Origin of the sequence: Caulobacter hibisci, assembly GCF_016135805.1 — a bacterium.
GTDB lineage: Bacteria > Pseudomonadota > Alphaproteobacteria > Caulobacterales > Caulobacteraceae > Caulobacter > Caulobacter hibisci.
In genome coordinates this window covers 465,558-486,457 of record NZ_JADWOX010000001.1, presented here as the reverse complement: position 1 = coordinate 486,457, position 20,900 = coordinate 465,558, and the positions used below count along the sequence as shown (strand labels likewise).

Annotated in this window: 16 protein-coding genes; 7 read left to right on the top strand and 9 right to left on the bottom strand. The window is 68.8% G+C overall.

Annotated features, from left to right (window positions below):
* The first annotated feature begins 73 nt into the window (after positions 1 to 73).
* Entirely contained in the window at positions 74 to 421 is a 348-nt protein-coding gene (locus I4Q42_RS02380; protein ID WP_198574453.1) for a hypothetical protein, read from the top strand.
* On the opposite strand, the gene I4Q42_RS02375 is transcribed toward I4Q42_RS02380, so the two are convergent.
* From I4Q42_RS02375 to I4Q42_RS02365, 3 genes are all read right to left on the bottom strand, one after another.
* On the bottom strand, positions 422 to 748 hold the full coding sequence (locus I4Q42_RS02375; protein ID WP_198574452.1) for a DUF6968 family protein: 327 nt from the start codon (positions 746 to 748) through the stop codon (positions 422 to 424).
* A 10-nt stretch (positions 749 to 758) separates the two neighbouring features.
* A complete protein-coding gene (locus tag I4Q42_RS02370; RefSeq protein ID WP_198574451.1) occupies positions 759 to 1,220 on the bottom strand; it encodes a DUF3429 domain-containing protein in 462 nt (153 codons plus the stop codon).
* A gap of 253 nt (positions 1,221 to 1,473) precedes the next feature.
* Positions 1,474 to 4,467 (bottom strand): peptidoglycan-binding protein, encoded by a 2,994-nt coding sequence (locus I4Q42_RS02365; RefSeq protein WP_232792779.1) that lies wholly within the window; start codon positions 4,465 to 4,467, stop codon positions 1,474 to 1,476.
* A gap of 285 nt (positions 4,468 to 4,752) precedes the next feature.
* Here I4Q42_RS02365 and I4Q42_RS02360 point away from each other — a divergent pair, with 285 nt between their 5' ends.
* Entirely contained in the window at positions 4,753 to 4,965 is a 213-nt protein-coding gene (locus I4Q42_RS02360; RefSeq protein WP_198574449.1) for a hypothetical protein, read from the top strand.
* On the opposite strand, the gene I4Q42_RS02355 is transcribed toward I4Q42_RS02360, so the two are convergent.
* On the bottom strand, positions 4,940 to 6,598 hold the full coding sequence (locus I4Q42_RS02355; protein WP_198574448.1) for a phosphatidylglycerol lysyltransferase domain-containing protein: 1,659 nt from the start codon (positions 6,596 to 6,598) through the stop codon (positions 4,940 to 4,942). The genes I4Q42_RS02360 and I4Q42_RS02355 overlap by 26 nt on opposite strands.
* Before the next feature lie 187 nt (positions 6,599 to 6,785).
* On the opposite strand from I4Q42_RS02355, the gene I4Q42_RS02350 reads away from it, so the two are divergent.
* The 4 genes from I4Q42_RS02350 to I4Q42_RS02335 are packed head-to-tail and all read left to right on the top strand — an operon-like array spanning position 6,786 to position 10,231.
* Positions 6,786 to 7,994 (top strand): acyl-CoA dehydrogenase family protein, encoded by a 1,209-nt coding sequence (locus tag I4Q42_RS02350; protein WP_198574447.1) that lies wholly within the window; start codon positions 6,786 to 6,788, stop codon positions 7,992 to 7,994.
* A 56-nt stretch (positions 7,995 to 8,050) separates the two neighbouring features.
* Complete coding sequence (locus tag I4Q42_RS02345) at positions 8,051 to 8,485, top strand: hypothetical protein (protein WP_198574446.1); 435 nt, start codon at positions 8,051 to 8,053, stop codon at positions 8,483 to 8,485.
* Complete coding sequence (locus I4Q42_RS02340; RefSeq protein ID WP_198574445.1) at positions 8,482 to 9,096, top strand: 2-hydroxychromene-2-carboxylate isomerase; 615 nt, start codon at positions 8,482 to 8,484, stop codon at positions 9,094 to 9,096. Before I4Q42_RS02345 ends, I4Q42_RS02340 begins: the two co-directional genes overlap by 4 nt.
* A 1-nt stretch (position 9,097) precedes the next feature.
* Positions 9,098 to 10,231, top strand: coding sequence for an acyl-CoA dehydrogenase family protein (locus I4Q42_RS02335; protein WP_198574444.1), 1,134 nt, complete (start codon positions 9,098 to 9,100; stop codon positions 10,229 to 10,231).
* A gap of 19 nt (positions 10,232 to 10,250) precedes the next feature.
* On the opposite strand, the gene I4Q42_RS02330 is transcribed toward I4Q42_RS02335, so the two are convergent.
* Positions 10,251 to 10,502 carry a superinfection immunity protein gene (locus tag I4Q42_RS02330; RefSeq protein WP_332872999.1) on the bottom strand — a complete coding sequence of 84 codons (252 nt, stop codon included), beginning with the start codon at positions 10,500 to 10,502 and terminating at the stop codon, positions 10,251 to 10,253.
* Between the two features lie 407 nt (positions 10,503 to 10,909).
* Here I4Q42_RS02330 and I4Q42_RS02325 point away from each other — a divergent pair, with 407 nt between their 5' ends.
* Positions 10,910 to 11,608 (top strand): Crp/Fnr family transcriptional regulator, encoded by a 699-nt coding sequence (locus I4Q42_RS02325; protein WP_232792778.1) that lies wholly within the window; start codon positions 10,910 to 10,912, stop codon positions 11,606 to 11,608.
* Between the two features lie 172 nt (positions 11,609 to 11,780).
* Here the strand turns inward: I4Q42_RS02325 and pyk are convergent, their stop codons facing one another.
* The 4 genes from pyk to I4Q42_RS02305 form a co-directional block, all read right to left on the bottom strand.
* Complete coding sequence (gene pyk, locus I4Q42_RS02320; RefSeq protein ID WP_198574442.1) at positions 11,781 to 13,211, bottom strand: pyruvate kinase; 1,431 nt, start codon at positions 13,209 to 13,211, stop codon at positions 11,781 to 11,783.
* A gap of 31 nt (positions 13,212 to 13,242) precedes the next feature.
* The gene (locus I4Q42_RS02315) at positions 13,243 to 15,717 is read right to left on the bottom strand and encodes a glycoside hydrolase family 3 protein (RefSeq protein ID WP_198574441.1); all 2,475 of its coding nucleotides are present in this window, start codon (positions 15,715 to 15,717) and stop codon (positions 13,243 to 13,245) included.
* 379 nt (positions 15,718 to 16,096) lie between these two features.
* The gene (locus I4Q42_RS02310) at positions 16,097 to 17,608 is read right to left on the bottom strand and encodes a tryptophan halogenase family protein (protein WP_198574440.1); all 1,512 of its coding nucleotides are present in this window, start codon (positions 17,606 to 17,608) and stop codon (positions 16,097 to 16,099) included.
* 78 nt (positions 17,609 to 17,686) lie between these two features.
* The gene (locus tag I4Q42_RS02305) at positions 17,687 to 20,638 is read right to left on the bottom strand and encodes a TonB-dependent receptor (RefSeq protein ID WP_198574439.1); all 2,952 of its coding nucleotides are present in this window, start codon (positions 20,636 to 20,638) and stop codon (positions 17,687 to 17,689) included.
* Between the last annotated feature and the right edge of the window lie 262 nt (positions 20,639 to 20,900).

Genomic DNA, 20,900 nt, shown 5'->3' with positions numbered 1-20,900 from the left:
AGCGCCGCCTTAGGATCGCTCGCCCCGCAGGCGGCGTTTGCCCGGAGACATCCACACGGGAGACCTCCGCCCCATGCGCCCGCCGATCCCGAGCCTCGCCGTCCTGCTGCTGTCGGCCTGCGCCACCGCGCCGGCCCCGAAGGACACCATCGCCAAGCTCGACAAGACCCAGCCGGCCTATGGCAGCCCCGAATGCCAGAAGGCCCGCGCCGAGGCCGAGCAGTACAACGATCACCGCATCGTCCGCGCCGTGGTCGGGGTCGGCGGCAATGTCGTGGCCCCCTTGGCGGGCGCGGCGGCCGGCACGGCCCTGACCCAGCGACTGGAAAAGAAGAAGGCCAAGCTGAACCACGCCGTCGCCTCGTCCTGCCTCAGCGATCCGCTGGCCGGCGGCGATCCGAAGGCGGTGGCGACGCGGTAGCTAAACTTTCGGCGGGGCCGACGCCCCAGTCTCCATCCAGGCCCCGAAATAGGGCTCGAAGCGAAAGACCTCGCCATCCATCAGAAGCTTTCCACCCCTGGCGACGAAGTCCTCGAGAAGCGTTTTCGATAGACGCATCGCCAAGCAAAGCGCCTGCAGAGAGTCGCTTCCCGTCTGGTCGATCAATTTCTGATGGAGCGGCCGCACTTCGACTGGGCAGCGCCAAGTCATTAGCTCGTCGTCGAGATAAGGCGTTCCCACGCCGATTGTGAGCGGAAAGCGTCGACCATCTGGTGCGATAGCCTCAAGTTCGAGACTGGCGATCATCGAACGCCCCCTACAGCGCCAGCGCCTGCTCAAGCGCAAAGGCCAGCGACAGGGCCGCGCCGGTGGTCAGCAGGGTGCGCAGGCGGGGCCGCCAGGCAGGGCCCTCATGGCTGGTGACGTCCCACAGCCATTGCAGCAGGAACACGAACAGGAAGCCGGAAAGCTGCCAGGCCGCGCCGAAGCGCTCGGCCCCGAGCATCAACGCCACACCGGCCAGCGGCGGCAGCCACGACAGCGCCAGGGTCGCCCAACGCGGCTGGACGTGGCCGATCTCGAGCCCGCAGCGCACGCCGCCCAGATAGGACAGCATGGCGGTCGAATAGGCCAGCAGGGCCACCAGGGCCGGCGCGCGCTGGCCGGCGGGGCCATAGCAGAACAGGCCCGAGGCGATGACGAAGGGAACCAGAGTCGCCAGGCCGAACACCCATACGGTGCGCGGAACAGGCACGCGTTCGCTCACGTGGTCCGTCATCAAGTCTGCACTCCTTCGGAAGGTCCGAGAACCTTCCCCCCGCCCCGTCCACGGTCGTCAGCGTCCCGGCCGACCGCATACTCACAGCAACGATAGCTCAAGCCCGGCGTCCAATTGTTTCGCCCGCCGGGCGTTTGCGTCGAAACGATGACTATTACCGAGGCGCGCGCCGACGTCCACGCGCGATCTGCATGCGAAAACGCCCCCGGGACCGGGTCCCGAGGGCGTTCTCAAGCGCTTGATGTCGCTCGACTTATCGCGCGAAGGCCGACAGTCGGTCGAGGGTGTCGCCGTCCAGGGCGCCCGAGGCGGCCAGGTTCTGGTCGCGCTGATAGGCCTGGATGGCCATCCGCAGGGCCGGCGAAGCAGCCCCGTCCTGGGGGCCCTGATAGTAGCCGAGGCGCGACAGGGCGCGTTGGGCGGTGACCATGCCGGCCGCCGGCGGGACCGCCGCCGTCTGCGTCACGCGCGGCGCGGCGGCCAGGCGCGAGCGGAAGGATTCGGCCGAGCGTTCGGCGATGCGCTGGCTTTCCGGGGTCAGCTGGCCGCGCAGGGCGGTGGCCCGGGCGCGGGCGTCGGCGTCGCCCGAGCGGGCGGCGATCAGGTACCAGCGATAGGCCTCGGCCGGGTTCTGCGCGACGCCGCGGCCCTTGGCGTAGAGCTGGGCCAGGTTGAACTGGCTGTCGACCAGGCCGGCCTCGGCCGCCTTGCGGAACCAGGTGGCGGCCGTGGTCCAGTTTTCCGGGCCGCCCTGGCCGCGCGAGGCGAACAGGCCGACATTGTGCATGGCGCTGGCGTCGCCCGACTGGGCGGCGCGCTCGTACCAGCGACGGGCCTCGGTGAGGTCCTTCTTCTGGCCGCCCTCGCCCATCTCGTACATCTTGGCCAGCAGGAACTGGGCCTTGGGCAGGCCCAGGTTGGCGGCCTTGCGCAGCGGCGCGATGCCGGCGCGATCCTTGGCTTCCAGGCGACGGACGGCGTCGGCGAACAGGGCCTCGCCATCGGCGGCAGCGGCGCTTTCCGGATCGGCGGCGGTGGGCGCGACCGTGGTCGCCGCGACGGCCCGGGCCGCCGGCTGGACGGTCGGGCTGGCGACGGCGATGGCCACGCGCGGCTGGCTCGGAGTGGTATCGACCTCGGCGGTCTTGATCTCGACGTCGGAGGCGCGGCCGGCGATGGCCTTGGCCACGCGGTCGTTGACAGCACCTTCGCCGTCCTTGGGCAGCATGGAGAAGCCCGCCGCGCCCACGCCCAGCGCCGCGGCGCCGGCCGAGACCAGCAGCATGGTCACCAGGGTCGAGGACGCGCCGCGCTTGGCCTTCTTGGGCAGGGCCTTGCCGAAGCCTGCGAACAGCGACTTGGCGGGCGCCTTGTCGGCCTTGGCCTTCGTCTTGGCGTCGGCGCCGGCGGCCGCGGCGCGGGCGGCGGCGCGGGCCTGCTCGATGACTTCACGGGTCGACAGCGGACGGTTCGGCGCGGCCGGGGCCTGCGGCTCGGGATCGAACTCGTCAGTCTCGAAGGATTGGGCTTCGAAGGCCGGAGCCTCGAAGGACTGGGTTTCGAACGCTGGCGCATCGAACGACCGATCTTCGAAGGCCGACTCCTGGGCCGACGGCGCGGCGCCGAAGCCGTCGGCGGCCTCGAAGTCCTCGGCGGCGAAGCTCGGGGCTTCCGGTTCGTCGACCGGGAACTCGGCCTCGAAGACGTTCGAGGGAGCGGCCGGGGCCACATAGGTCGTGGCCGGAGCCAGGGCCGCGTGGGCGATCGGCGCGGCGGCCGGCGGGAAGCTCGGCTGCGGGAAGGTCGGCTGCTCGAACACGTCCTCGCTGACGGCCTCGCCGCCGAACGAGAAGCGGTCGTCGTCGAAGGGCGACGGTTCGGCCGAGCGACGGGCCGGGGCGGCCGGGGTCTCGACGAGGCGACGCTGGGCGTCGGCAAGGCGGGTGTCGATCTTCTCGCGGGCCTCGTCGAGCATGCGCGCGGTGCGCTCCTCGGACTGGCGGATGCGGTCGATCAGTTCCTGCGAGCTGCGCTCGGCGCGCTGGTTCAGGCGGTCGGTGACGCGCACGACCTGTTCGCCGACGTCGTCGATGGCCTGGGCGTTGCGGCGCTCCGAGGCGCTGATGCGCTCGGCCAGCTTCTCGGTGATGCGGGCGATCTCGACGCCCAGCTTCTCCAGGGCCTGGCCCTGGATGCTGTCGGCGCGATTGAGCTTGTGCTCGACGCTCGAGGCGATGCGGGCCACTTCGCCGCCGACCTGCTCGATGGCGTTGGCCTGGCGGGCTTCGGAGGTCTGGATGCGGCGGTTGAAGGCGTCGGCCAGGCCGACGACCTCGCGGCCCATGCGCTCGATCGCCTGGGCCGAGCGATGCTCGGCGGCCTGGATGTGGGCGGTCATCTCGCCCAGCTTGCGCTCCATGCGGTCGAAGCGGCCGTCGGCTGTCTCGCGCAGCTTGGCGGCCATCTCGGCGCGCGCGGCTTCCATCTTGGCCGAGAGGCCGCCGGCCAGTTCCTCGAGACGCTTCTGGGCGCTGCCGCCCTCGCCTTCGACGGCCGACAGACGGTTGTCCAGGGCCGAGAACGACCCGCCCAGCGCCTGCAGCGCTTCGGCGGTGCGAGCCTCGGCGGCCTCCAGGCGTTCTTGCAGGCGAGCCACGACCTCTTCGGCCACACCGGCGGCATGGGCCGGCGCGGCCTCTTTGGCGGCGACCTTGGCTTCCAGGGCGGCCAGGGTCTCGCGGGTGCGGCCCTCGCCTTCATAGAGGTGGTTGGCGACGCGGCCGACGGCGCTTTCCAGCGCGCGCAGGGCCTCGGCCGAGCGCGGACCGGCGGCCTCGTTCTCGATGCGGCGCAGGCGTTCGGCGTTGCGGGTCTGCTCGGTCTTGATCTCGTCGGCCAGGCCCTCGAAGCGGGCGGCGACGGCGATCTGCTCGCGCTCGGAGCTCGACAGGCGTTGCAGGGCGCCGCGCACCGACTGGTCGATGCCGCTGATGGCGTTGGCCGAACGGGCCTCGGCGGCCTCGATGCGCTGGGTCAGGCGGTCGAGCGCGATCGTCATGCGCCCCACCTCGTCGGCGGGATGCTCGGGCGCTTCTATACGCGCCGGCGCCTCGACGCGGTCGTTTTCAAGGTAAACGGGGCGGCCGTTCGAACGGCCGGTATCGTTAAAGGAGTCGTTGCTGGCGGCTTCAAAACCGGGGGCGTCGCCCTCGATGATCATCCGGTTCAGCCACTCGCCAAGGGTCATGCCCGAGCGACGCGCGAGGTCTTTGGCGACCTCCCGTGCTTTCGGGTCAATTCCCTTTACGCTCCACGGAGCAGCGGCAGTCATGCGAATCGTTCTCCCCGCACCTGGGGACCCACGCTAGTCACCGATTCCTAGCGTGTAAACGCGACCAAAAACGCTAGATGTAGCGTTCTTGTGGATGGTTAACAGACACAGTTACCAAGGTATGTACAGATGATTTGGTTCCCGTGTGTTAATGCACGTTAACCTATTGCCAGGCCGATTGTCGCAGGTCATTTGCGCCTGATGGAAATGATCCCGACCCTGATCGCCGGCGCGACCACGATCGCCCTGACCGTGCTGTTCGGCTGGCTGGGCGCGCGCCCTTCCAATCCAGCAAAGGGTCCGCGCATGGCGCCGTGGCGCCCGATGATGATGGTGACGGCGGTGGCGACCCTGCTTTTGGCCGCTCACGCGCTCAATCTGCTGGGCCTTAAGACGGGCGACCCGCGCTATTAGGTCGCGGCCGTTTGGCCAGGCCCGAGACCCCGCCCGACGACAGCAGGCCGATATCGGCCAGCAAAAAAGGGATCGCCCAGCGACGAGGCGCCGCAATGTAGCGCGGTTGCCACATGGGGTCGTACTTGTCCTTGTAGCGCCGAACGCCCTGGAAATTGTAGATTCCCTCGCCGCGCTCGTAGAGCAGGCGGCCCACGCGCGACATGATCGGGGCCAGCGGCCGGTCGTCCAGGCCCGCCAGCGGGGCCATGCCGAACTCGAACGCCGTATAGCCCTCCGCCTTGCCCCATTGCAGGAGCTCGACGAACAGGTAGTCCATGATGTTCTTGGGCGCCTCGTCGGAGTAGCGCATCAGGTCCATCGAGAACGCGGCCTTGTGCGGCGTGGTCCACAGGGTGGCGAAGGCGACGATGCGGCCTTCCGAGCGCACCAGGGCGACCGGGAACTCGGCCACGTAGCGCGGATCGAACCCGCCCATCGAGAAGCTCTTCTCGCCGCCGGAGTGGTGGCCCAGCCAGGCGTCGGAGATCACCCGCAGCTCGGCCATCACCGTCATGGACGCGCCGGCCGGCAGCACTTCGAAGCTGGCCCCGCCCTCGCCGGCCTTGCGCCAGTTGCGGCGCAGCACCTCGCGACGGCGGCCGGCGAGCGAGAAGCTCTCCAGCGGCACCGCGGCGCTCTCGCCGGTCTTCTGGATCGCCAGGCCCAGATCGACGGTGTCGGGCAGGTCCTCGGGACCCAGGGCGTAGAAGCCGGCCCGCGCCGCATGGGCGTCGGCCAGCTCGCGGAAGCGCCAGAACAGCTCCATCCGCTCGTCGTGGCGACCCACGGGCGGTCCCATGGCGATCCACGAGCGGCGGCGCACGCCGAACATCAGGAAGCTCTCGCCCGAGGCCGAGAACAGGAAGCGCTTGTCGCCCAGCAGGGCCAGGCTCGACGACGGCTCGGACGCCTCGGCCTTGGCCAGGATCGCCCGCACGCGGTCGAAGTCGGGATCGGTGTCGTCGACGACCGGCGGCGTGGCCGGGGTGGCGATCAGCCGCCACAGGCCGATGCCCATCAGCACCACCGCCGCGGCGATCGACGAGCGGATGGCCCGGGCGGCGTCCTGGTCGCCCATGATCCGCATCCACGAGCGGTCGGCATATTCGGTGTGGTGGAACATCCACCAACCCAGGAAGGCCGCCCCGCCGATGGCCGCGGCCGCCGACAGCAGCCAGCCGGGGGTGATCTCCATCCGCGACAGGGCCGCCTTGCGCGGGAAGGCCTCGTGGAACGGCACGATGGCCAGGAAGAAGACGCTCAGCGTCGCCGTCTCTTCCCAGTTCAGGCCCTTGAAGATGGCCAGCACGGCGCCGGCGGCCAGCATCACCAGGGTCGCCCACCAGGCCGCGTCCAGCCGCGAGCGCAGGCCGAAGGCCAACAGCACCAAAACGAGACCGAGGATCGACGAGAAGAAGTGGCTGATCTCGATCAGCGCCGACGGCGCGAAGGCCAGCAGAATGGCGAAGCGGGTGGGCTCCGACGGGGTCGCGCCAGAAGCCAGCAGCAGCACGCCGGCCGAGGCGGCGAGGATCGCCGAGAGGCTCGGGGCCACCGCCAGAAAGGCAGGTCTCAATTCGGGCGCGGACATCAAGACCCCTGATCGGCGAATCCCGGCCGGGAAACGTCATCGGCGTCTCTATAACGCGCCGGGAGCCCTCCCGTCGCGCATCGCGATGCGAACGACCGTTTGAATCGACTTGCTCCCGGCGTCGCCTCGCGTAGTCTGCCGCCTGAAGCGGGCCGCCAGCGCTCGCCGCCTGACAGGGAGTGCAGCCATGGCCGACTTCGGCGCCACCGAACTCGACACCTTCCGCGCCGAGACGCGCGCCTGGCTGGAAGCCAACTGCCCGCCCTCGATGCGCACGCCGATGGCCGACGAGAAGGAAGCCCCCTGGGGCGGCGCCAAGGCGCAGTGGAAGAACCCCGACGCCAAGCTCTGGCTCGACCGCATGGCCGACAAGGGCTGGACCGCCCCGATGTGGCCCAGGCAGTACGGCGGCGGCGGCCTCTCCAAGGCCGAGAACAAGGTGCTCGAGCAGGAGCTGCGTCGCATCAAGGCCCGCCCCGCCCTGATGAGCTTCGGCGTCTGGATGCTGGGTCCCGTGCTGCTGGAATACGCCACCGAGGAGCAGAAGCAGCGCTTCCTGCCCGGCATCGTCCGCGGCGAGACCCGCTGGTGCCAGGGCTATAGCGAACCCGGCGCCGGCTCCGACCTCGCCTCGCTGCAGACCAAGTGCGAGGACAAGGGCGACCACTGGCTGATCAACGGCCAGAAGGTCTGGACCAGCTACGCCGATCAGGCCGACTGGATCTTCTGCCTGGTGCGCACCGACACCTCCAAGAAGCACGAGGGCATCTCGTTCGTGCTGTTCGACATGACCTCGCCCGGCGTCGAGGCCCGGCCGATCAAGCTGATCAGCGGCTCCTCCCCCTTCTGCGAGACCTTCTTCGACAATGTGAAGGTCCCCAAGGAGCAGCTGGTCGGCAAGGTCAATGGCGGCTGGGACATCGCCAAGCGCCTGCTCCAGTACGAGCGCCAGAACATCTCGGCCTCGGGTTTCGGCGGCGGCGGCGGTCTCGACCCGGTCGATGCGGCCAAGACCCATGTCGGCGTCGACGCCGAGGGCCGCATCGCCGACGGCGACCTGCGCGCCCGCCTCGCCGCCCACAAGATGGACGCCCACGCCTTCCTGCTGACCGTGCGCCGGGCCGAAGCCGAATCCAAGACTGGCTCTGGCCCCAGCGCCGCCGTCTCGATCATCAAATACGCCGCCGCCAAGATGAACCAGGAGCGCACCGAACTGCTGGTCGAGGCCCTTGGCCTGCAAGGCCTGGGCTGGGAAGGTGAAGGCTTCGCCCCCGACGAGATCGCCGCCCTGCGCGCCATGCTCCGCGCCAAGGGCAACTCGATCGAGGGCGGCACCAGCGAGGTGAACCTGAACGTCGTCGCCAAGCGCGTGCTTGGCCTGCTGGATCACCAGTGAGACGCTGTCGCTGACGCCGGACCACCGCCCGGTCAATTGGAACGATACGCAGCCCCATGATCAGCGCCGAGAAACTGCCCGACGAGATTCTGAGCCGCGCCTCGCTTCGCGGCGGGGAATACGCATGGCCGTTGGCCGACATTCCGGCGGTCATAGAGGCGGCGCGCGCGGCGAACCTTCTGAATATCGGGGGGCAGCTGCAGTTTCGCCTGCCCGACCAGGCCATCTGCGAATGCTACTGGGTGGAGGTCGACACCTATCGCACGGTCTCGAAGAAACAGTCGTGGAATGGGCGGGTCGAAGCCGCGGCCGCCGACGCGCTCTCGGCGTTCCGGCAATTGCCGGATGAGTATGACTTCCTCGCCGAGGGCCAGAAAGCCTTCGCCGAACATTTGGACGCCTTGAAAACCACGGGCCGCGATCCGCGAGATGCGATGTGCTTCGCTTGGTACGTCGCCGGCGCGGAAGACGAGAGAGGGGAAGCCCCTTGATCGAGTTCTGGTACGAGTTCGCCTCCACCTATTCCTATCCCGCCGCCATGCGGGTGGAGGCCCTGGCCGAGCAGGCCGGGGTGGCGGTGGCCTGGCGGCCGTTCCTGGTCGGGCCGCTGTTCCACGAGCAGCAGGGCCTGACCGACAGCCCGTTCAACACCTTCCCGGTGAAGGGCGACTACATGTGGCGCGACCTCCAGCGGGTCTGCGACCGCGAGGGCCTGCCGCTGCACCATCCCAGCCAGTTCCCGCGCAACGGGCTCCTCGCCGCCCGCGTGGCGATCTGCGGCCTGGAGGACGGCTGGACGCCGGCCTTCAGCCGCGCCGTCTATCAAGCCAATTTCGTCGATGACCTCGACATATCGAGCCCCGAGATCCTGGCGCCGCTGATCGCCAGTGTCGGGGCCGGCCCCGAACACGTCCTGGCCGCCGCCCAGTCCGCGCCGATCAAGGACCAGCTGAAGGACCACGTCCGCCAGGCCCGCGAGCGCGGCCTGTTCGGCTCGCCCTCCTTCGTCACCGCCGACGGCGAGCTCTTCTGGGGCAACGACCGTCTCGAACAGGCCCTCGACTGGGCCGTCCGCCACCATCATGACCTGGAGAGCGCCTGACATGGCCGTCCTGACCGAAGAACAGACGATGCTGCGCGACGCCGCCCGGAGTTGGGCCCAGGAAAGCGCGCCGGTCTCGGCCCTGCGCAAGCTGCGTAACGAGGGCACGAAGGCCAGCTTCGATGCGGCCGCCTGGAGCGAGATGGGCCAGATGGGCTGGGCCGGCGTGGTCGTGCCCGAGGCCCATGACGGCTCGGGCTTCGGCTATCTGGGCCTGGGCCTGATCCTGGAGGAGACCGGCAAGACCCTGGCCGCCTCCCCGCTCCTCTCCACCGCCCTGATCGCCGCCAGCGCCCTGGAGCTCGGCGGCTCCGACGCCCAGAAGGCCGCCTGGCTGCCGAAAATCGCCAGCGGCGAACTGGTCGCCACCCTGGCCGTCGACGAGCACGCCCATCACAATCCCACGCGGATCAGCCTAATCGCCGGCGAAAAGGGCAATGGCTTCGTCCTGAACGGAACCAAGACCTTCGTCCTCGACGGCGCGGCCGCCGACCTGCTGATCGTCGCGGCCCGCACCGGCGGGACGACCGGCGACACCGACGGCATCACCCTGTTCCTCGTGCCCGCCCACGCGCCGGGCGTCACGCGCACCCACTTAGCGCTGGCCGACAGCCGCGGCGCGGCCCGCATCGTGTTCGACGGCGTCGAGGTCGGGGCCGACGCGGTGCTGGGCGAGGTCGGAAAGGGCTGGGCGATCCTCGAACCCGTGCTCGACCGCGCCTATGCGGGCCTGGCCGCCGAGATGCTGGGCACGGCCACCGCCGCCTTCGAGATCACCCTCGACTACCTGAAGACCCGCACCCAGTTCGGCCAGGTGATCGGCACCTTCCAGGCCCTGCAGCACCGCGCCGCCAAGTGGTTCACCGACCTGGAGACCACCCGTTCCTGCGTCGAGGCCGCGCTCGAGGCCCTGGACGCCGGCGCCGACACCCGGGCCCTGGCCTCCCTCGCCAAGGCCAAGGCCAGCGAGGTGCTGCACCTGGCCTCCAACGAGATGGTCCAGATGCACGGCGGCATCGGCATGACCGACGAGCACGACGCCGGCCTCTACATGAAGCGCGCCCGCGTCGCCGAAGCCCTGTTCGGCGCCGCCGCGTTCCACCGCGACCGCTACGCCCGGCTGATGGGGTTCTGAGGTCCCGGGGAAGCCCGCCTCAGCGGGGCGGGCTTGCCGCCAGGTCGTGGATCCGAGCTTCGGACGCGGGCCGGACGAAGGCCCAGATCAATGCGCCGATCCAGCCGAACACGGTCCAGCCCAGCAACAGGTTGAGGATCAGGATCGGCGTCTTGTGCGGATGGCCGCGCCCGGCCGCCACCCAGAACGGGATCAGATAGAGCAGGCCGATCAGGAAGATCCGCGCGGCCACGATGCCGTAGATCGGCAGAAAATAGGTCAGATCCTGCACGCCGCCCCTCCCCACGCCAGGCGGGCAGTATGCACCGCGCCGACACGCGAAACGAACACACGGCGAGCGCTTACGTAGGCGAACGCGGACGGCCTTCGACGCCGCCGATCGCGACCGCCCTGGTCGCCTCAGGCGACACCGCGCGAACTCTATCCACGCCGCGCCCGCCTTTGGATTTGCTGTAGATTCGGCCGACCCCAGCACTCTTTGTCGGGAACCCGACATACGCCATATGTTATGAGGTCTAGGGCGTTCAGCAGTCACTATATAACCATCGTTCGATTTACCTCGGACGACCACTGCATTGCGTCGGCTACCTGACAGCGCCGCACCCCAGTCCTGCCTATAGCTTGCAACCCTTGCCGCAAGCCGGCGTTCGATTCGCCATGACAGGGCCACTCCACCCCTTGAAGAACCGTCTGCTCGCTTCCCTTCCCCCCGAGGACTTCGGCTACATCGCCGCCCAGCTGTCCCATCAGGACCTGGAGAAGGGGAAGCTGCTGTACGATCCCGGCGATCAGATCGACACGGTCTACTTCCCGCACGACTGCGTCATCTCGCTGATGACGCTGATGGACAATGGCGCGGCCATCGAGTCCGCCACCATCGGCCGCGAGGGCGCGCTGGGGCTGATGGCCGCCATCGCCCCGCGTCAGTCGCTGTCGCGCGCCATCGTCCAGGCCCCCGGCGGGGCCTCGCGGATCAGCGCCGCGGCCTTGCGTGAGGGGGTCGAGCGCAGCCCGATCCTGCGCGACCTGATCGACCGCCACAACGAGGCCCTGTTCGGCCACGCCATCCAGTCGGTGGCCTGCAACGCCCTGCACGGGGTGGAAGCGCGGTTCTGCCGCTGGCTGCTGGGCTTCCGCGACCGCATCGACGTCGACACCATCAGCCTGACCCAGGAATTCCTGGCCGACATGCTGGGCGTCCAGCGCACCACGGTCACCGCCGTGGCCGGCGCCCTCCAGGCCAAGGGCCTGATCCGCTATCGCCGCGGCGTCGTCGACATCCTCGACCGCGCCGGCCTCGAGGCCATCGCCTGCGAATGCTACGGCTCTGTCCGCAAGGGCTACGAGCGGCTGCTGCCGGAGCCGTTTGGATCCTGATCCTTCTCCCCTTGCGGGAGAAGGTGTCGCCGATAGGCGACGGATGAGGGGTCGCACCAACCAAAAACGCCGCGACAGCTGATCGGCTGTCGCGGCGTCTTGCTTTTGAGAGACCCCTCACCCGACCTCCCTCCGGGAGGCCACCCTCTCCCGCAAGGGGAGAGGGAAAGGATCAGCGCTTCCGCACCGGGAACGGCGCGTGCGCCAGGCGCAGCAGGTTGGCCGCCCCGGGCGCGCCGAAGGGCGTACCGGCGACGATCAGGATGCGCTCGCCGGGCTTGGCCAGGTCCAGCTCCAGGGCCCGGGCGGCGGCGTCGGTGGTGACGACCTCCAGGCTGTCGGGCTGGGCGGCCACGCGCGGCTCGACGCCCCAGACCAGGGCCATGCGGCGCACGGCCTCGATCTTCGGCGACAGGGCCAGCACCGGTTGCAACGGCCGCTCGCGAGCCAGACGACGTGCGGTCGCGCCCGTGGTGGTGAAGGCCACCAGGCACTTGGTCGAGCCCGACTTGGCCGCGCCGGCGGCGGCGACCACCAGCACGTCGGCGTCTTCGTCGACATGCGGCTGCTCGGCCTGCATCAGCTCGGGCCAGCGCGGATCGCGCTCCACCCGCTCGATGATGCGGTTCATCATCGCCACCGACTCTTCGGGATAGTCGCCGGCCGCGCTCTCGGCCGACAGCATCACCGCGTCCGCGCCCTCATAGACGGCGTTGGCCACGTCCGAGGCCTCGGCCCGGGTCGGGGTCGGCGAGTTGGTCATCGACTCCAGCATCTGGGTGGCGACGATCACCGGGATGCCGCGCTCGCGCGCCGCCCGCAGGATCTCCTTCTGGGCCACCGGCACTTCTTCCGGCGCCATTTCGACGCCGAGGTCGCCGCGCGCCACCATCACGCCGTCGCAGAGGTCGAGGATCGGACCCAAGGTCTGCAGCGCCTGTGGCTTTTCGATCTTGGCCAGCACCGCCGCGCGTCCTTCGACGATGCGGCGCAGCTCAGCCATGTCTTCGGGCGCCTGCACGAACGACAGGGCGATCCAGTCGACGCCGAGACGCAGGGCGAAGGCCAGGTCCTCGCGGTCCTTTGGGGTCAGGGGCGACATCGGGATGATGACGTCCGGCACCGCCACGCCCTTGCGCTCCGACAGCTTGCCGCCGTTGACGACCGTCGTGTTCGCATAGCCGGGACCGGCCTCGGTCACGGTCATCCGCAGCTTGCCGTCGTCGAGCAGCAGGGTCGCGCCCGGCTTCATCGCCGTCAGGATCTCGGGGTGGGGAAGATGAACCCGCGTCTCGTCACCGGGGGTCGGGTCGGAATCGAACCGGAAGGCCTGGCCGGGCTTTAGCTGCACGGGGCCGTCGGCGAACTTGCCGACGCGCAGCTTGGGGCCTTGCAGGTCGGCCAGGATGCCCAGGGGACGCGCAACCACCGCCTCCGCCGCGCGAATGGCGGCGTAGACGGCGGCGTGGGTCTCGTGGGCGCCGTGGCTGAAGTTCAGCCGGAACACGTCGGCGCCGGCCTTGGCCAGCTTGACGATCATTTCCGGCGAGGCCGAGGCCGGACCGATGGTGGCGACGATGCGGGAACGACGCGCGCGGATCATGCGGCCGCTCCTTTGTTGTTTTTGGGGGATTTTACTTGGGACAGAACGCGTCGCCCTCGTTGGACGCCAACTGGATCTCGGTCAGAGAAACGGTCAGCGGCCCCGAGGTGCTCAGGCCGAACGGAGAGGAAACGTGCGCCATTTGGGCGCCCGCTGCCTGGAAGCAGGAAAGTTTGATCTTGGCGCTGCGCCATTCGCCGATTTTCAAGCCTGACAACGTTGACGTTACGTCTAGCCGTCCACCGCAGGATTCGCCACAACCGACAGTCAGATAAACCGGCGCAACCGGCGCCTTGTCGACTCGCCAGCGAACCAGAATCGCCATGTCGCCCGTCGTCTGGCGCGACAGGTCGACGGGCGGTCCCTGCACGGCCAGAAGGCCTTCGCCCTCGCCCGTCCAGGTCGCCTGGCGACCGTTCTCCTGGGCCCCGGCGTCGATCGACTTGACCGCGCCAGCGCCCGAGAAGCTCAGCATCCACGGCGCCGGCGTACGACCGGCCACGAAATAGCGATCGACGCTGGCGGCGGTTCCCAGGTCGCCGGCGTTCTCCGACAGCTCACCCACCTTGGCCGGCTTGGCGTAGGACAGGCCGTAGCCGTAGGCGAACTGCGGGTCGTAGCCGCTCTGGCCGCGGTTCAGCGGGCCCTGGTCGGCGCGCTTGGGCCAGCTGAACGACAGCTTGCCGGTGAAGTCGCGCTTGGACTTGCCGTCCTTGCCGGCCACCAGCACGTCGGCGACGCCGCCGCCTTCCGAGCCCGGCAGCCAGGCCGCCACGAAAGCGTCCGAGGCGTTGATCTCGGGGTTGGTCCACAGCGGCCGGCCGCTCAGGAACACGGCCACCACCGGGATGCCCTGGGCCTTCAGCTTCTTCAGCAGCGCCAGGTCGGTCTTGCCGTTGGGCTGATAGGCGAGGTTGGCAACGTCGCCCTGGAACTCGGCATAGGGGTCCTCGCCGAACACCACGATGGCCACGTCAGGCTTGTCGGTGAACGACCCGTCCTTGGCCAGCGTCGCCTTGCCGCCGGCCGCCTCGACGGCCTCTTTCACGCCGCCCCAGATCGACTGGCCGTTGGGGAAGTCGCTGTTCTTGTTGCCCGTGCCCTGCCAGGTCAGGGTCCAGCCGCCCGAGGCCTTGCCGATGTCGTCGGCGTCGCCGGCCACAAGCACCTTCGCGCCGGCCTTGATCGGCAGCACGCCGTCGTTCTTCAGCAACACCAGCGACTTGGACACGGCCTCACGGGCGATCGCCCGATGATCGGCCGAGCCGAGACGGTCGAACTTGCCTTGCACCTGCGGGGCGACGCGGTCGAACAGGCCGGCCTTGACCTTGACCCGCAGGATCCGCCGCACGGCGTCGTCCAGCCGCGCCATCGGGATCTCGCCCGCCTTCACCTGCTTCAGCGTATTGTCGTAGAGCCCCTTCCAGCTGTCGGGGGCCATGTACATATCCAGCCCGGCGTTCATCGCCTGCGGGCACGAGACGTTCGAGCAGCCCTGGAGTTGGCCGTGGGCGTTCCAATCGCTGACCACGAAGCCCTCGAAGCCCAGCCGGCCCTTCAGCACGTCGGTGATCAGGGTCTTGTTGCCGGTGATCTTCTGGCCGTTCCAGCTGGAGAACGAGGCCATCACCGTCAGGATGCCGGCGTCGATGCTGGGCGGATAGCCCTGGGCGTGGACGGCCACCAGTTCCTGCTCGGAGATCAGGGCGTCGCCCTGGTCGCGGCCGTCATGGGTGCCGCCGTCGGCGAGGAAATGCTTGGCGCTGCCCGCGATGCGGCCCGGCGCGATGGGCTTGCCGGGAACCAGCTTGCCTTGCAGGCCCAGGGTCATCGGACCCGAATAGCTGGCGACGATCTCGGGATCCTCGCCATAGCCCTCGTAGCTACGGCCCCAGCGGTCGTCGCGGGGAACGGCCACCGTCGGGCCGAAGGTCCAGTCGCCGCCGACCACCGCCACCTCCTCGCCGGTGGCCTGGCCGATGCGCTCGATCAGGACCGGGTCGCGCATGGCGCCCAGGCCCACATTGTGCGGGAAGATCGTCGCGCCGACGATGTTGTTGTGGCCGTGCACGGCGTCGATGCCGAACAGCAGCGGGATCGGCGTGCGGCCCGGATGCTTGGCCAGGGACTCCTTGCGATAGGCGTCGACCAGGTCGGTCCAGGCCTTGGGCGTGGCGCGGTCGTTGCCGTCGGGGGCGGAGTTGCCGCCGGCCAGGATGGAGCCCAGCGGATAGGTCGCCAGGTCGGCCGGGGTCATCGAGGCGATGTCGCCCTGGATCGTCTGGCCGACCTTTTCCTCAACCGTCATCTTCTTCATCAGTTCGGTGATGAAGGCCTCGGTCTTGGCGTCGGTGATGCTGGCCGGGCTGTGAGCCTTGGGCCAGGCTTCGGGATGGGCCGTCGTCTGCGGGGTGGTCGCGACCAGGGGCTGGGCCAGCACGGGCAGGGCCAGGCCCGCGGCCAGGGTCGGCAGCGAGGCGCGAAGAAGCAGGCGACGAAGGTTCATGGCGAGGCCCTAAACGGAAATCTGGAAAAGAACGGCGCGGCGAATCCGCCGCGCCGCAGTGGGAGCAACCCCTTGCAGGAGGGGTCTCCAGCCAACCGCCCGACGGCCGGGGGGGACCGGCGGCCGTCGGGCGTCATCCCCGCCGACGCGGAGCGTCGACGCTGGAGCGGGATGAAGTCGAACGCGTTGAACTGACAGGCCCCGGCGCGGTCGCGCGCCGGTCGGCCCCTGTGGTTTCCTTCCCTTGTTCTTCTCGTTTCGCCCTCGCCGTCAGCCTCGAAAGGCGCGCTGCGATAGCGGTCACATTAATCAGACACCATGAATTGACAGCGCTGTCCATCCTCTTTTGAGGATCTTCGGCGCGGTTGATTTCGATCGCTCATGCCGCCGGCCTGGCCTGGGCGGCGACCGCGTCGAGCACCGCGTCATGGGTCGCCGCGCCGCGCACGGCCTCGTCGACCTTGGCCCGCCAACCGGCCAGTCCGGCCCGCGTTTCGGCGAGGTTCGAGTGGTCCACCAGCGGGTCATAGGCCGCCGGCCGCACGCCCACCCCCTCCAGCACGTAGAACCAGGAGAGGTCGGTAAAGAGCTCGCCCGGCCGAAACGGAATGCGGCCCGTGCCGCGATAGAGCTCCAGCCGCGCGGCCAGGCTGTCGGGGATCGCAGCGCTCGCCCGCTCCCGCCAGAACGGCTCGTCCCGCCGGGTTGGCTGGTAGTGCAACACCAGGAAGTCGCGCGCGGCCTCGTAGTCGGCGATCAGGGCGGTGTTGTAGGCGGCGATGTTGGCCGGATCGAAATCCTTGTCGGGGAAGTGGTCGAGCAACTTCATCAGGCCGCTGGTCACGAAGTGGATGCTGGTCGACTCCAGCGGCTCCAGGAAGCCCGACGCCAAGCCCAGCGCCACGACGTTGCGGTTCCAGAACGCCTTGCGCCGGCCGCCGGTGAACTTCAGCACCCGCGGCTCGGCCAGCAGCGGCCCGGCCTCGCGCGTCAGGTCGGCCAGGGCCTCGTCGTCGCTGACATGGGCGCTGGAATAGACATAGCCGCTGCCGGTGCGATGGCGCAGCGGGATCTTCCAGCGCCAGCCGGCCGGCCGCGCCGCGGCCAGGGTGAAGGGGGCGGGATTGGCCTCGCGCGGCGTCGGCGCCGCCACCGCCCGGTCGCAGGGCAGCCAGCGTTTCCAATCCTCGTAGCCGGTCTTCAGCGCCCCCTCGATCAACACGCCGCGAAAGCCGCTGCAGTCGATGAAGAAGTCGGCCGCCAGCCGCTCGCCGCCGTCCAGCACCAGGGCCTCGACGAAGCCGTCGTCGCGCAGGGTCGCGCCCTCGACGCGCCGCTCCACGCGCTTGACGCCGCGCCGCTCGGACCAGGCCCGCAGGAAGCGCGCCACCAGGCCGGCGTCGAAATGCAGGGCGTGACGCAGGCCGCCGGTCGGCCCCTGGCCGCCGGCCCGCGGATCGTTGAACGCCGCCTTGCCCGCATCGCCCAGGGCGGCCGACAGGTTGTAGGCCTCGACCTTGGGATCGTCGCCCGCCGCCCGCAGCCGGTGCCACATGTTGTGAAAGGGCCGCCGGTCGATGGTCGGCCCGAAGGTTCCGAACGGATGCCAGTAGCGCTCGCCCGGAACGGTCCAGTCCTCGAAGCGAATGCCCAGCTTGAAGGTGCCCTCGGTGGCGACCATGAACTGGGCCTGGTCGATCTCGAGCAGGCGAAGAAAGTCGATGATCGGCGGGATCGTCGCCTCGCCCACCCCCACCGTCGGAATTTCGGGCGACTCGACCAGGGTGATCGTCGTCCCCGTGCCGCGCAGCAGCTGGGCCAGGACCGAGGCGGCCATCCAGCCGGCCGTGCCGCCGCCCAATATGGCGATGGAGCCGATCGCGCGATCCATCTCAGCGCCCTCCCCTAGGTCGCTCCCGAAGAAAAGAACGCCGGCGGCGGCTCGCAGCCCGCCGCCGGCGCCTGGCCCTTACAGGCCCAGCTTGAACCGGGCGCCCAGCACGATCCGGCGGTCGCCGGTGGCGTAGCGGAACGGCAGGTTTTCCCACTGCAGGTAACGGCCGGTCGGCTCCTCGGTCAGGTTGATGCCTTCCAGCACCACCTTGATCGCCGGGGTCACCGCATAGCCGATCTGGGCGTCGAGCTGGCCATAGGCCCGCTCCCAGGTGCCCAGGTTGTGGCGGTCGGCGCCCGAGCCGAACGCGAAGTCGCCCTGGTAGCTCTTGTCGCGCCAGGCGTAGGAGACGCGGGCCTCGAAGCCGTGGCCTTCGTAGTAGCCCTGCAGGTTGAAGGCGTTCTTGGCCACGCCCGGGATCGGCAGGTTGTTGTCGTAGTCGTTCGACTTGTCGGTCTCGGAGTCGGAGTAGGTGTAGTTGGCGTTGAACCCGAAGCCGTTTTCGAAGGCGTACTGAGCCGCCAGTTCGATACCCTTGATGGTGCCGCCCTCGCCGTTGATCGGCTGGGTGAAGATGCCCAGGGTCGCGCCCTCGACCGAGCCGTCCGCGACGGTGCGCGGCGCGGTCTCGTCCTGGATGAACGAGTCGACGCTCTTGTAGAAGAACGCCCCCGAGATGATGCCGCTGGCGCCGATGTAGCGCTCATAGGCGATGTCGAACTGCGAAGCGCGATACGGATCGAGCTCGGTGTTGCCGCCGCTGCCGTTGGTATAGAGGAAGCGGTTCTCGTTCGGCCCCGGGGTGGTGCTGCGGGTGTAGTTGTAGGACGCGCCCTGGCCCAGCTGGAACAGGTCCTGGCGGGAGACGACGCGGGCCGCCGAGACGCGCACCTTGTCGCTGTCGTTGACGTCGAACACCGCGCTCGCGCTGGGCAGGACGTCGGTATATTCGCGCGTCGTCTTGATCGAGTCCGGGTTGGCGATGACGCCGTTCCAGCTGTCGGTGCCCCAGTACCAGGGCGAGGCCGGCGTATCGCTGGAGTCGATGTTCAGCTCGGTGCGGACCACGCGGACGCCGGCGTTGACGTGATAGCGATCCTCGCGGCCGCCCAGGTCGACCATGCCGTAGCCGGTGGTGGTCTTTTCCTTGATCCGGAACGACTGGATCGGATCGACGAACTTCTTGAACGGCGTCGAGGAATAGAGGCCCGACAGCCAAGCCGTCGGATTGCTCATCTGGCTGCGCTTCTGGAACAGCGCGTTGATGCCGCCCACCGTCAGGGTTTCGAAGCGCTCGGGATTGGTCGCCGCGGTTTGGTAGGGCGTGATCAGGGCCGGCGAGTCGCCGAAGCGGCCGCCCGCCGAGCAGGTCGGGCGCCCGGGGGTGCCAACCGGCAGTTCGCACGACTTGAAGCCGATGGCCCCGTCCTGGAAGTAGCCGTACGGCGTCCAGTCCTGACCGAAGGAGCGACCGTTCAGCTCGCCCTTGCCCGAATAGTCGGCCAGCAGCTGCCAGAACTCGGAGTCGATCTTGCGCTCGGCGTAACGGACGCCGGCGGTCAGCACCAGGTTGCCGCTCTCGCCGAACTCGGGACGGAACTTCAGGTCGCCGCGGATCGAGGTGTTGTCGATCTGGGTGTCTTCACCAAACACCCAGTGCGACTTGGCGAACACGCTGGAGGGCGTGGTGAACTGGGCCGGGTTGGCCGGGGTGAACTTCGGATTGTCGCCGTTGGCGTAGCTGTAGGTGAAGGTCGCCGGCGCGGTGGCGTTGGGCACCAGGCCCGCCGAGGTGCCGTTGCGCACGGTGTATTGGGTGTAGCGCACGTCGTTGTTGGCGCTTTCGCTGGTGTAGTCGGCCGTGGAGTAGGCCGCGCGCACGCTGCCGCTCAGTCGGCCGCCGTTGTCCCAGTTCAGGGCGACCTGGAAGTTGTCGGTCTTGGCCTCGGCGTTCTGGAAGTACGAGGTGCCTTCGGCCGAGTTGGCGGTCAGCGTGCCCGATTGCAGCACGCCGTCGCCGTCGACGCTGGCGCCGGCCGCATAGGTGGCGTTCTCGTTGGCGAACGGGAACTTGATCGAGGCTTCGCTGGTCTTGATCTTGAGATCCGAGTGGAACCAGTCGCCGGTCAGCTGCAGCGAGTCCGTCAGGGCGAAATCGAGGTTCAGCGAGGCGCCGAGACGCTTGCGCTCCTGGTCGCGATAGGTGGCGTAACGATATTCCGGCGACCACACGTCGAGGGTCGCGCCGCCGGCCACCGGGCGGTCGTTATAGGCCCAGCCGCCGCGGTTTTCGCCGCCCAGCACGTCGGTGTGGATCTCGGTCTTGTCGTACGAGATCGTGCCCAGCACGGCGAAGCGGTCGCTGAACTTGTAGCCCAGCACCAGCGAGCCGGTCGGGTTCCAGTCGGTGTCGCCGGCCTTGTTGGCGCGCAGGTCGCCGGCGATCGTCACGTCGTCGCGCAGGGACCGGGCGTTGCGGGTCTTCAGATTGACGACGCCGCCCAGGCCGCCTTCCAGCAGCGAGGCGTCGGGCGACTTGTAGACATCGACCCCGCCGATCAGTTCGGACGGAATGCCTTCCAGCGAATTGGTCTGCTTGCTCTTGCCCTCGCCCAGGCGGAACAGTTCCAGGCCCGAGACGAAGATGTCGTTGTTCAGCACCGTGACGTTCTGGTCGAGGCCGCGGATGCGGACCTTGGTGCCCTGGCCGTTCTCGCGGTCGATCTGCACGCCGGGCAGGCGCTGCAGCGACTCGGCGATGTTCTGGTCGGGGAACTTGCCCATGTCCTCGGCCGTGACCGACTCGATGATCAGGTTCGAGTTCTTCTTGGCGTTCAGCGCGCTCTGCAGCGAGGCGCGGAAGCCGGTGACGATCACCTCCTCAACCTGTGAGGGTTCCTGAGCCGCCGCCGGCGCGGCCGCGGCCGAGGCCGGCGTCTGGGCGAAAGCCTGGCCGGCGCCCAGCAGGACGACCGAGGAAGCCGCCGCCATCAGCGCGGACCTGGTCGCGTAAGTCTTCGAAATCATGAGCATTCCCCTAGGTTACGGCCGCAGAGAGCCGATCTCCGCCGACAGGGTCGACGCAGTTAAGTCGCCAAGTTTTTCGGGATGCCTTGCGCATCCTCCCTTGTTCTCCGGCCCTTCTTGGGAGCCGGCGACTGCAACCTATGAGTAACGCGACAGCGCTGTCAATGGACAACGCTGTCAATCGCGTAACAAAATTCGTTGACCGTAATTGTACGAATTATCCGCTTAATGCGCGAAGCCAGGCGGGAAAAGGGACTGCGCG

Excerpts from the sequence above, each read along its gene's own strand:
- I4Q42_RS02370 (WP_198574451.1), bottom strand. The coding sequence starts at position 1,220 with ATGACGGACCACGTGAGCGAACGCGTGCCTGTTCCGCGCACCGTATGG.
- I4Q42_RS02380 (WP_198574453.1), top strand. The coding sequence starts at position 74 with ATGCGCCCGCCGATCCCGAGCCTCGCCGTCCTGCTGCTGTCGGCCTGC.
- I4Q42_RS02365 (WP_232792779.1), bottom strand. The coding sequence starts at position 4,467 with ATGACCCTTGGCGAGTGGCTGAACCGGATGATCATCGAGGGCGACGCC.
- I4Q42_RS02305 (WP_198574439.1), bottom strand. The coding sequence starts at position 20,638 with ATGATTTCGAAGACTTACGCGACCAGGTCCGCGCTGATGGCGGCGGCT.
- I4Q42_RS02335 (WP_198574444.1), top strand. The coding sequence starts at position 9,098 with ATGGCCGTCCTGACCGAAGAACAGACGATGCTGCGCGACGCCGCCCGG.
- pyk (WP_198574442.1), bottom strand. The coding sequence starts at position 13,211 with ATGATCCGCGCGCGTCGTTCCCGCATCGTCGCCACCATCGGTCCGGCC.
- I4Q42_RS02355 (WP_198574448.1), bottom strand. The coding sequence starts at position 6,598 with ATGTCCGCGCCCGAATTGAGACCTGCCTTTCTGGCGGTGGCCCCGAGC.
- I4Q42_RS02350 (WP_198574447.1), top strand. The coding sequence starts at position 6,786 with ATGGCCGACTTCGGCGCCACCGAACTCGACACCTTCCGCGCCGAGACG.
- I4Q42_RS02345 (WP_198574446.1), top strand. The coding sequence starts at position 8,051 with ATGATCAGCGCCGAGAAACTGCCCGACGAGATTCTGAGCCGCGCCTCG.
- I4Q42_RS02310 (WP_198574440.1), bottom strand. The coding sequence starts at position 17,608 with ATGGATCGCGCGATCGGCTCCATCGCCATATTGGGCGGCGGCACGGCC.
- I4Q42_RS02375 (WP_198574452.1), bottom strand. The coding sequence starts at position 748 with ATGATCGCCAGTCTCGAACTTGAGGCTATCGCACCAGATGGTCGACGC.
- I4Q42_RS02315 (WP_198574441.1), bottom strand. The coding sequence starts at position 15,717 with ATGAACCTTCGTCGCCTGCTTCTTCGCGCCTCGCTGCCGACCCTGGCC.
- I4Q42_RS02360 (WP_198574449.1), top strand. The coding sequence starts at position 4,753 with ATGGAAATGATCCCGACCCTGATCGCCGGCGCGACCACGATCGCCCTG.